Annotated in this window: 6 protein-coding genes; 3 read left to right on the forward strand and 3 right to left on the reverse strand. The window is 71.1% G+C overall.

The features are described 5' to 3' along the window. Positions 1 to 2: 2 nt before the first annotated feature. Positions 3 to 935, forward strand: a complete 933-nt coding sequence (speB, locus tag OV207_RS23125; protein ID WP_267557283.1) for an agmatinase — start codon at positions 3 to 5, stop codon at positions 933 to 935. A gap of 296 nt (positions 936 to 1,231) precedes the next feature. Here the strand turns inward: speB and uvrA are convergent, their stop codons facing one another. Then, positions 1,232 to 4,105 carry an excinuclease ABC subunit UvrA gene (gene uvrA, locus OV207_RS23130; RefSeq protein ID WP_267557285.1) on the reverse strand — a complete coding sequence of 958 codons (2,874 nt, stop codon included), beginning with the start codon at positions 4,103 to 4,105 and terminating at the stop codon, positions 1,232 to 1,234. 420 nt (positions 4,106 to 4,525) lie between these two features. On the opposite strand from uvrA, the gene OV207_RS23135 reads away from it, so the two are divergent. Beyond that, positions 4,526 to 7,477, forward strand: coding sequence for a choice-of-anchor D domain-containing protein (locus tag OV207_RS23135; RefSeq protein ID WP_267557287.1), 2,952 nt, complete (start codon positions 4,526 to 4,528; stop codon positions 7,475 to 7,477). 83 nt (positions 7,478 to 7,560) lie between these two features. Continuing rightward, positions 7,561 to 8,538 carry a metallophosphoesterase family protein gene (locus OV207_RS23140; protein WP_267557290.1) on the forward strand — a complete coding sequence of 326 codons (978 nt, stop codon included), beginning with the start codon at positions 7,561 to 7,563 and terminating at the stop codon, positions 8,536 to 8,538. Here the strand turns inward: OV207_RS23140 and OV207_RS23145 are convergent. Both OV207_RS23145 and OV207_RS23150 read right to left on the reverse strand, forming a co-directional pair. Further along, positions 8,528 to 9,643, reverse strand: coding sequence for a hybrid sensor histidine kinase/response regulator (locus tag OV207_RS23145; RefSeq protein ID WP_193429902.1), 1,116 nt, complete (start codon positions 9,641 to 9,643; stop codon positions 8,528 to 8,530). The genes OV207_RS23140 and OV207_RS23145 overlap by 11 nt on opposite strands. Positions 9,644 to 9,919: 276 nt before the next feature. Next, complete coding sequence (locus tag OV207_RS23150) at positions 9,920 to 10,822, reverse strand: phosphatase PAP2 family protein (RefSeq protein ID WP_267557292.1); 903 nt, start codon at positions 10,820 to 10,822, stop codon at positions 9,920 to 9,922. Positions 10,823 to 10,979 lie beyond the last annotated feature (157 nt).

The raw sequence follows: 10,979 nt of genomic DNA on the forward strand, positions 1-10,979 counted from the left end.
CGATGCATGGTCAGGACACATACCCCGGTGCCACAGGCTTCCTCCGCTGCCCCTTCACCCGCGATTTGACGGGTGTGGACATCGCCATCGTGGGAGTGCCCTACGACCTGGCCTCGACGCACCGGCCCGGTGCCCGCTTCGGTCCCAGTGGCCTGCGCGCCGCTTCCAACGGTGTCGCCGCGACGCCCTGGCCATGGGGCTTCAATCCCATGAAGCGACTGGGCGTCATCGACTACGGCGACTTCTCCTTCGACCCCGGCCGGCCGCAGGAGGTGCCCGCGCACATCACCTGGCAGGCGCATGAGCTGATCGAGCGGGGCATCTCGCTGGTGGCCATGGGAGGCGACCACTTCATCAGTTATCCGCTGCTGCGCGCGTATGCACGGAAGCACGGGCCGCTCGCGCTCGTGCAGTTCGACGCGCACTCCGACACGTGGCCGGGCGAGGAGGGCCGCATCAGCCACGGCACCATGTTCCACCACGCGGTGAAGGAGGGGCTCCTCCTCCCGGAGCACTCCGTCCAGATTGGCATCCGCACCTTCAATGCCGACCCGCTGGGACTGACGTGGCTCGACGCGGACCAGGTGCACGAGCGCGGCGCGGCGTGGGTTGCCAGCGAGGTCCACCGCATCGTCGGCGGCCGCAAGGCGTATCTGTCCTTCGACATCGACTGCCTGGACCCGAGCTGTGCGCCGGGCACGGGCACCCCGGTGGTGGGCGGGCTCACCACCCAGCAGGCCCGGGCCATCCTCCGCAGGCTCGATGGAGTCGAGTTCGTGGGCATGGACCTCGTGGAAGTTTCACCGCCCTACGACACGAGCGGCATTACCGCGCTGGCGGGCGCGACACTGATGCTCGACTACCTGTGTCTGCGAGCACTTCACCGCGAGGAAGCGCGTCCTTTGCAACCAGGGCAGAAGGCCGATGGAGGGTGACACGCGGACTGCGCGCCGGGCCGGAGCAGAGGCTGTGCCGCCCCTGGGGGCACAGACCGGCCCAAGCGGCCCATCCATGCCAGCAGCCTCCTGCGGCCACCATCCCCAGAGCAGGCGAAGACATCCGGCGCGAACGTCCGGCGCAGCCGTCCCTCCCAGTCCAATCGCGGTGTGCATTCCATCGTCGCAACGTGCGATGCCGCGCAAGCGCAGCCCGAGCTGGTCCAGCAGTCGCTCCTGGAGCTTTACCCACCCACCAGCCCGGTCCGCACTTTCGTGAGGCGCTGCAAGGGCGCCTACGCCGCGTCCACGCGCTTGCCCACGCGGGCCCGGCGCGCCTTGCCCAGCACGTGCTTCAGGTAGCGGCCCGTGTGGCTGGCCTCCACCCGGGCGACCTCCTCCGGCGTGCCCACGGCCAGAATCTGCCCGCCGCCCGCGCCGCCCTCCGGCCCCAGGTCGATGAGCCAGTCCGCGCTCTTGATGACGTCCAGGTTGTGCTCGATGACGAGCACTGAATTGCCCGCCTCCACCAGCCGGTTGAGCACGGACAGGAGCTTGCGGATGTCCTCGAAGTGCAGGCCGGTGGTGGGCTCGTCCAGGATGTAGAGCGTGCGGCCGGTGGCCACGCGCGCCAGCTCGCGCGCCAGCTTGATGCGCTGCGCCTCGCCGCCGGACAGGGTGGGGGAGGGCTGGCCCAGCCGCAGGTAGCCCAGGCCCACGTCCGTGAGCGTCTGGAGCACGCGCAGGATGTCCTTGTGCGCGCCGAAGTGCTCCACGCCCTCGCGCACGCTCATGTCCAGCGTCTCCGCGATGTTCTTGCCCTTGTAGCGCACGCGCAGCGTCGCTTCGTTGAAGCGCTTGCCGTTGCAGACCTCGCAGGGCACGTACACGTCCGCCAGGAAGTGCATCTCCACCAGCTTCACGCCGTCGCCCTCGCACGCCTCGCAGCGTCCGCCCTTGATGTTGAAGCTGAAGCGGCCCGGGCCGTAGCCGAACGTGCGCGCCTCCGGCGTCATCGCGAACACCTCGCGGATGGCGTCGAACACCTTGGTGTACGTGGCCGGGTTGCTGCGCGGCGTGCGGCCAATGGGCCGCTGGTCGATGTCGATGACCTTGTCCAGGTGCTCCAGGCCCTTGATGGACTTGTGCTTGCCCATCCGCTCGCGGCTCTCGTAGAGGGCCCGCGCCAGCGCCGGGTAGAGGATTTCGTTGATGAGCGTGGACTTGCCCGCGCCGGACACGCCCGTCACCGCGGTGAAGATGCCCAGCGGGATGTCCGCGTCCACGTTCTTCAGGTTGTTCTCCGTCGCCCCCACGATGGAGATCTGATGCTTGGGATTGGGCGGCCGGCGCGACTCCGGGATCTCAATCTCCTTGCGCCCGGACAGGTACGCGCCGGTGAGGCTGTTCTCGTCCGCCATCACCTGCTTGGGCGTGCCCTGGGACACCACCTGTCCGCCCAGCTCGCCCGCGCCCGGCCCGAAGTCCACCAGGTAGTCGGACTCCTCCATCGTCTCCTCGTCGTGCTCCACGACGATGACGGAGTTGCCCAGGTCGCGCAGCCGCTTGAGCGTGGCCAGTAGCTTGCCGTTGTCGCGCTGGTGCAGGCCGATGGAGGGCTCATCCAGGATGTAGATGACGCCCGTCAGCTCGCTGCCCATCTGCGACGCCAGCCGGATGCGCTGGCTCTCACCGCCGGACAGCGTGGACGCGGTGCGGTCCAACGTCAGGTAGCCCAGGCCCACGTCCACCAGGAACGACAGGCGGCTGCGGATCTCCTTGAGCAGCTCCTGGGCGATCTTCTCCTCCTGCTTGGACAGGTCCAGCTTCGTCAGGAACGCGCGCGTGTCGGTGATGGTCATCCGGCTCAGGTCCACCAGCGTGCGCTCGTGGACCTTCACCGCGCGGCTCTCCGGGCGCAGGCGCTCGCCCTTGCAGGACGGGCAGGGCTTGTCGCTGAAGTACTTCTGGAGCTCCGCCTTGCGCGCCTCCGACGTCGTTGTCTTGAAGTTGCGCATGGTGCGCGCGAGCAGGCCCTCCCACTCCATCTTGTACTGGCCGCTCTCACCCCACTCCACGGTGAAGGACTTGCCCTTGACGCCGTTCATCAGGGTGTCCTTCTCCCGCTTCGTCAGCTTCGCGTACGGCACGTCCAGGTCGATCTTGAAGGCCGCCGCCAGGCTCTCCACGAAGTCCGCCGTCCAGCCCTCGCCCCGGTTCATGCCGCTGGCCCACGGCTCGATGGCGCCGTCGCGGATGCTGCGGGACTGGTCCGGCACCAGCAGGTCCGCGTCCATCTCCGGCCGGGTGCCCAGGCCGTTGCAGTCCGTGCACATGCCCAGCGGGTTGTTGAAGGAGAACGACGCGGGCGTCAGGTCGCCGAAGGACAGGCCGCACGCGGGGCATGCGTTCAGTTCGCTCATCACGCGGTCGGACGCGAGCGTGCCCTTCTCGTCCGTGATGATGAGCGTGCCCTTGCCCTCGCGCAGCGCCGTCTCCACGGAGTCGGTGAGGCGCGTGCGCAGGTCCGGCTTCAACACCAGCCGGTCGATGACGAGCGCGATGTCGTGCTTGGACTTCTTGTCCAGCTCGATGCGCTCCTCCAGCTCCCGCAGCTTCCCGTCCACGCGCGCCCGGGAGAAGCCGCGCTTCTGCGCCTCCGTGAGCAGGTCCTTGTGCTCGCCCTTGCGGTTGGTGACGATGGGCGCCAGCACCTGGAGCTTGGTGCCCGCGGGCAGCTTCATGATCTCATCCACGATCTGCTGCGCGCTCTGCTTGCCCACCTTGCGCCCGCACTGGGGGCAGTGCTGCACGCCGATGGAGGCGTAGAGCACGCGCAGGTAGTCGTGCACCTCCGTGACGGTGCCCACCGTGGAGCGCGGGTTGTTGCTGGCCGCCTTCTGCTCGATGGAGATGGTGGGCGACAGGCCGCGCAGCGTGTCGTAGCGGGGCTTCTCCATCTGCCCCAGGAACTGGCGCGCGTAGGAGGACAGGCTCTCCACGTAGCGGCGCTGGCCCTCCGCGTAGAGCGTGTCGAACGCGAGCGAGCTCTTGCCGGAGCCCGACACGCCGGTGAACACCACGAGCTTCTTCTTCGGGATGTCCAGGGAGACGGTCTTGAGGTTGTGTTCCCTGGCACCGCGGATGGAGATGACGTCGGGCTCGGACATGGGGGCGCGCTTTATCACTGAAAGGGTGTTCCGGTGAACGCAAAGCCGTCCTACCGGAGGGATTCTGCGCGAACACCCGGCGCCGCCTCCCGCATCCCCCGGGCCGCCCAGGCGGCGCGCGGCCGTCTCCCAGCCATCACCCACCCCCGCGAAAAGGCGGACGGCCCTCCGGGACGAGAGGTCGGTGAGGCATCCACCGTTTTAGAAGGTTTTGCAGAGAGTTCCACGAAACGTTGAATCCACGTTTTGCGGCTCTGGATGCCTGCGCGAGTCATGCCGCCCGGTTGCCGTGTCGGCGGTGAGACGTCGCCTCGTTGGGAAGGCAGGCACCCTCGTTGCATCTTTCCACGCCAACCGGATCCACGTGCAGGGCAGTTCGGGGGGACACCGGTGCCAGGTGTGGGAAGGACGGGACTCTGTATGGGTGGATCTCGATGGGTGGCGGTGGCGGTGGCCTTGGCGATGGGAGTGTGGACGGGGGGCTGTGAGCGCCCGGCGTCACACCAGGCGCGCACGGGCTTCGCCGCCAGACCGGAGCTGCTGGAGTTCGGCGCGTCCGCGCTGGGCCGCACGAAGGCGATGAAGCTGCGGCTGGCGAACCAGGGGCGCGCGTCCTACCGCGTGGAGGGGGCCCGTTCGTCGCTTCCCAACGTCAGCATTCCCCCCTTCGAGCCCTTCACGCTGTCGGCGGGCGCGGAGCAGGAGATTGAAGTGCGCTTCACGCCCGACGTGGAGGGCGACGTCCAGGGACAGCTGGAGGTGCTCACCGACGCGTCGGGGGAGAGCGTGGCGCAGGTGCCCGTCACCGGGCGCGGCGTGAAGGCGCTGGTGGAGGTGCCGGAGACGGCGCTCGACTTCGGCAACGTGAGCCTGGGGCTGGTGGAGATGCGCGAGGTGACGGTGCGCAACCCGTCCGACGTGGAGAGCCCGCTGGTGGTGTCGGTGCACGGCTCGGACGCGGATCAATTCTCCGCCGGGGCGGAGCTGCCGTCGGTGCTCGCGCCGCATGAGACGCGCAAGGTGCCGGTGGCCTTCAGCCCGGTGCGGCTGGGCCCGGCGCAGGCGGCCGTGCACGTCACGGTGTGCGAAGGCTGCGAGCCCGCGGTGGTGACGCTCGCCGGCACGGGCGTCGCCAGCATGCTGGAGGTGACGCCGCTGCGCGTGGACTTCGGCCGGGTGGCGGTGGGCGCCACCGCGGAGGCGCGCATCACCGTGCGCAACCAGGGCTCGGAGGCGCTCAGCTACAAGGGCGCGGCGCTCCTGGAGGACCCGTCCGGCGTGTTCAAGGTGGTGAGCGCGCCGGTGCTCTCCAACGACCTGCTGCCGCCGGGCGCGGTGGCGGAGGTGCGCGTGTCCTTCACGCCCGTGGCCACGGGCCGGGTGCGCGACGGCCGCGTGGAGGTGGCCGTGCGCAAGCCGGACACCACGTCGCCGGGGCCCAAGGTGTCGCTCGCGGGGGAGGGCGGCGCGTCGTGCGTGGAGGTGACGCCCGCGCGGCTGGACTTCGGCGCGGTGGCCTTCGGCATGACGGCCACGCGCGACGTCACCGTGCACAACCACTGCCGCGACGAGGCGGCCGTCACGGGGCTCGCGCTCACCACGCGGACGGGCGGCTACTTCACGCTCGCGCAGCCGCCGGCCAGCCTGCCCGTGGCCCCCGGGAGCAGCGTGAAGGTGGGGCTGACCTTCAGCCCCCGCGTGGGCCTCACGGGTGAGAGCGGCGGACAGCTCACCGTCACCACGTCGCACGCCGGGGCCACCGCCACCGACGGCGTGGAGCTCGCGGGGGAGGGCCGGGCCTTCCCGCCGTGCGAGTACGTCCTGCCCCCGTCGCTGGACTTCGGCCAGGTGCCGGTCGGCTCGAAGGTGGCGCTGGGCGTGACGCTGCGCAACACCGGCACGCAGGCGTGCTACCTGTCGGCGCTGCAGCTCGCGTCGGGTTCGGACGGGACCTTCCAGGCGGAGCCGGTGGGCCACCGCGTGCTCGCGCCCGGCAAGAAGGCGACGCTCGTCGTGCGCTTCCAGCCGGACGTGGAGGGGGCCTTCCAGGGGCTCGCGGAGGGCTGGGTGAGCCACCCGACCCTGGGCCATCCCCTGGTGTCGCTGTCCGGCCGGGGCGTGCAGGGGTGCTTCTCCGTGCAGCCCACCACGGTGGACTTCGGCCTCAGCCGGCTGTCGTGCGGCGCGCGCACCCGCGAGTTCATGGCCTACAACGACTGTCCGGGCGACGTGAAGGTGACGGGCATGACGCTGGTGCAGCCCGGCCCGGAGTTCGCGGTGTCGGGGCCGCTGCCGGCCACGCTGCCGGCCGGGGCCCGGGTGAAGCTCACCGCGAAGTACACGCCGCGGGAGGAGGGGGACGACGCGGCGACGGTGCGCTTCACGCTGGCGGACGGCACCGTCTACAACGCGGGCCTGCTGGCGCGCGCGCTGTCGAAGACGGACCAGACCGACCGCTTCTTCCAGGAGGCGGAGGCGAAGGTGGACGTGCTCTTCGTCATCGACAACTCGGGCTCCATGATGGAGGAGCAGCAGAGCCTGGGGGCGAACTTCTCCGCCTTCCTCTCCGCCGCCACCGCCGCGCGCGTGGACTACCGCATCGGCGTGACGACCACCGGCCTGGACCCTTCGCCGGGCGGCTGGTCCGAGTGCCCCGGCGGCGCGCTCGGCGGTGAGAACGGGCGCCTGTTCCCGGTGGACGGCTCCAGCCCGCGCATCATCACCCCGGAGACGCCCAACGCGGCCCAGGTCTTCGCCACCAACACGCAGGTGGGCGTGTGCCACTGGAACGAGCAGGGCCTGGACGCGGCGTGGCGCGCGCTGTCGGATCCGCTGCTCTACAACCTGGACGACCCGCGCACGCCGCAGTCGGCGGACGGCAACGGGGGCTTCCTGCGCCAGGACGCGAAGCTGGCCATCATCGCGCTGTCGGACGAGGAGGACTTCAGCTCGCAGCCGGTGGCCTTCTACGAGACGTACTTCCTGGCCCTCAAGGGCAACGACCCGGCGAAGGTGACCTTCAACGCGGTGGTGGGCCCGGAGGACCTCTCCACCTGCCCCACCTCCAGCAGCTCCGGCACCCGCTACATGGCGCTCGCCCAGAAGCTGGGGGGCGTGGTGGACAGCATCTGCACGCCCAACTGGGCCGCGTCGCTGGAGAAGCTGTCGGAGAGCGCCTTCGGCCCCAACCGCAACTTCCCCCTGACGCAGAAGCCCGCGGACGCCGGGGCCCTCACCGTCCGGGTGGACGGCGCGCCCGTGGCCGACGGGTGGACCTATGACGCGCGCACCAACGCGGTCATCTTCGACCGCCAGCGCGCCCCGATGCCCGGCGCCCTGGTGGAGGTCACCTATCCCCTGGGCTGCCCGTAGGCAGGGCGGCCATTCGTCCGTCATCGGGCAGACGCGGGGGCGGGTGACTCGACAGCGCGGGACGGGGGGCTTTGAGTTGGGGCATGCCGCAGGACTCCCTCCTCGTCGCCGCGCTGGGTGACATCCACGGACGCTTCCACCGGGTGGAGGCGTGGCTGGATGCGTTGGAGGCGGCGCGGGGGCGCCGCGTGGACCTGGTGCTGGCGGTGGGCGACGTGGAGGCCTTCCGCCACGCGGACGACCACCGGCGCAAGGCCGCCAAGCGGGCCATGCCCGCGGAGTTCGCCGAGTACGCGGACCGCCTCAAGCGCGTGAAGCGGCCGCTGTACTTCATTGGCGGCAACAACGAGGACTTCGAGGCGCTGCACGACCTGCCGGATGGCGGCGAGCTGGCCCCGGACGTCCACTACCTGGGCCGCGCCGGCCTGCGCACGCTGGGCGGCCTGCGCGTGGCGTACCTGTCCGGCATCCACGCGCCGCGCTTCATCGACCAGCCGCTCAAGCGCCCCACGTCGCTGGATACCGCGAAGCAGGCCGGCTACTTCCGCACCGACGAGGTGGCGCGGGTGGCCGCGCTCCAGGACGTGGACCTGCTGCTCGTGCACGAGTGGCCCCGGGGCATCGTGCAGAAGGCCCGCGACGAACGGCTGGCCCCGGAGCGGCCGCTGCCCTCGCCGTGGATCGGCAACCCGGTGACGCGCCGGCTGGTGGACGGGCTGCACCCGCGCTGGGTGGCGTGTGGCCACTCGCACAAGCCCTTCGCCGTGTCGCTGGAGGCCCACGGGCGCCCGGCGTCGCGCGTGGTGTGCCTGGACCAGGCGGCGAAGCCCGACACCGCCGTCTTCTGGTGGGAGTTCGAGGGCCGCGAGGCCCGGCGCGCGGGCTGGGGCGTCAGCGGCGCCGTCGCGTGGCAGGTGGGCCAGCGCTGGGGCCTGCACACGCTGCCGCCGCTGACGGAGTCCGGGACCCCTGGCCCAGAGGGTTCGGCGGGCCCGGCGGGCCCGGCGGGTCCGGATGGCGGGCCGGGCAACGCGCCGCCCAACGACGGCGCTACAGCTTGACGACGTCCACGCCCCGGCGCGGCAGCTCCACGCGGAACTCCGTGTAGGGGCCGGCGCCGGAGAGCACCTCCACGCCGCCCTGATGGGCCTGGATGATCTGCTGGACGATGTAGAGGCCCAGGCCCAGGCCCTCGCCCCGGCCCCGGTCCTGCTGGCCGCCATGGAACGGGTCGAAGAGGTAGGGCAGCAGGTGGGGCGGGATGACGCCCACGTTGGTGACGGTGAAGCGCAGGGCGTCCCCCTGGGTGCCGTCCACGCGGATGCGCACCGGCTCCACGGTGTCGCCGTGCTGGAGCGCGTTGCCAATCAGGTTGGAGGCCACCTGCGCCAGCCGGTCCGCGTCCCAGTCCCCCACGAGGTCGCCGTCCTGCTGCACCTCGATGGTGTGCTGGGGCCACGCCGTCTGGTGCTCCTGCACCATGCGCTGCACCAGCAGGCCGAAGTCCGTCTCACCCCGGCGCAGCGGGATGCCGCCCGCGAGCCGCGCGCGCGCCAGGTCCAGCACGTCTTCAATCATGCGGCCCATGCGCTTGCCGGCGGTGAGCATGCGGCCCGCCGTCTTGCGCACGGCGTCGTCCTCCGTGCGGCGCAGGAGCAGGTCCGCCGCGGTGAGCATGGCGGAGAGGGGGTTGCGCAGGTCATGGCCCAGCACGGCGGTGAACATCTCGTTGAGGCGCAGGGTCTCCGCCAGCATGTCCAGCTGTTCGGCCAGCTGCTGCTTCTGCTGGTGCATGTGGAAGAAGACGTCCGCCTTGGTGCGCAGCACGTACGCGTCCAGCGGCTTGTAGAGGAAGTCCACCGCGCCCGCGTCGTAGCCCTTGAACATGCGGCGGGGGTCGCCCACGCCCGCGGTGACGAAGATGATGGGCACGTCGCGCGTGCGCTCCGAGCCTCGCATCAGCTCCGCCAGCTCGAAGCCGTCCATGTCCGGCATCTGCACGTCCACGAGCGCGAGCGCGAACTCGTGCTGGAGCAGCAGCTCCAGGGCGTGCGCGCCGGACGAGGCGCAGTACACCTCCACGTCGTCGCGCCGCAGCACGGCGGACAGCGCCAGGAGGTTCTCCTCCAGGTCATCGACGAGCAGGCACTTCACCCGGTAGGGCATGCCCTGGAACTCCTTTCGGGAGAGGCTCGAATCAGACAGCACCGCGACCTCCCCCTGCCCTCATCACGGCCGGCATCTGTTCACGAGGCAGCACCGTGTCCACCGGTCCCTGCGCGAGCGCCGCAGCCATGGTGGACACGGGCGCGGTGTCCGGCACCTGCACCCTCGTGACGCCGCCCACCGCGTCCCGTCCCAGCGCTCCTTCCGTGTCCACTTTCGAAAGCGGATGCCGCGCGGGCGCTCGCCCGCGTCGTGCCCGCCCGCCTGCCTGGCGCCCTAGAAGGCTCCGGAGACCCCCACCATCTGCCGGCCGAAGGAGGGATTGAGCGACAGGGAGGAGGCGCGGCCGGACGCGGAGGGGGCGTCGTGGGTGCGGCCGTGGAGGAGCAGCGGCACCGCCACGCCGAACGCGGAGCCGATGACGGCGCCGGTGAGCACGTCGGACAGGTAGTGCTTGTCCGCGCCCATGCGCAGCAGGCCCACGGACGCGGCCAGCGGCAGGCCCACGCCCCAGACCAGGGCCTGGTGCTTGTAGCCGCGCAGCGCGGCGACGGTGCCTGCGGAGACGGCCAGGGAGAAGGCCAGGTTGGTGTGCCCGCTGTAGAAGGACAGGTTGTTGTCGGTGGGGTGCGCGGTGAGGCCCTTGTCGGCGTCGGACAGGACGTGGACGAAGGGGCGCTCGCGGCCCACGGCGAACTTCACCGCCTGGTTGGCGACGGAGGCGAGGACGGCGGTCTCAATCATGATGGTGGCGTCCTGGGCGAAGTACTCGCCGGACGCGCCCGTCGCGTGGCCCGCGACGTACTGGGCGCCGAGCAGGCCCAGGGGCAGGCCCGCGAACCCGATGATGTTGCTCCAGGTGTCCGCGCGCTTGCGGGACTCCGCGCTGCTGCCCGCGATGCCCCGGCCCCAGCGGTCCAGGCGGTTGAGCGTGTCGGTGCCATCCGGCGCGCGGTCGCACCAGCGGCACCGGGCCGGGGCGAGGTCGTCCTTGAACACGGTTTCGCTGGAGATCCACAGCGCGCCCGCGGCGCCGGTGAGGATGCCGTCCCGGGTCCAGTTGAAGCGCAGCGCGTGCGGCGTGTCGGAGGCCGGCTCCTGGGCGGAGGTACGCGACAGCGGCGCCAGCGTCAGGAGGAGGAGCCAGAGGGGGAGGAGGGTCCGGAAGGAGGCGGGCATATGGGCGCGCGGAGCATAGGGGCGCAGGGCCCCCTGGCGGCAATTCCGGCGCCTGTCTTCAGCGGGCTGCTCCTTCGACGGGGCGCCCCTGGAGCCCCTGCCACGGGGGGGACGCCCCGGGTCGCGTTCCGGCTCCGCGACGTCGGACTTCCCGGGT

It is taken from the genome of Corallococcus sp. BB11-1, from assembly GCF_026626625.1.
Classification (GTDB): Bacteria; Myxococcota; Myxococcia; order Myxococcales; family Myxococcaceae; genus Corallococcus; species Corallococcus soli.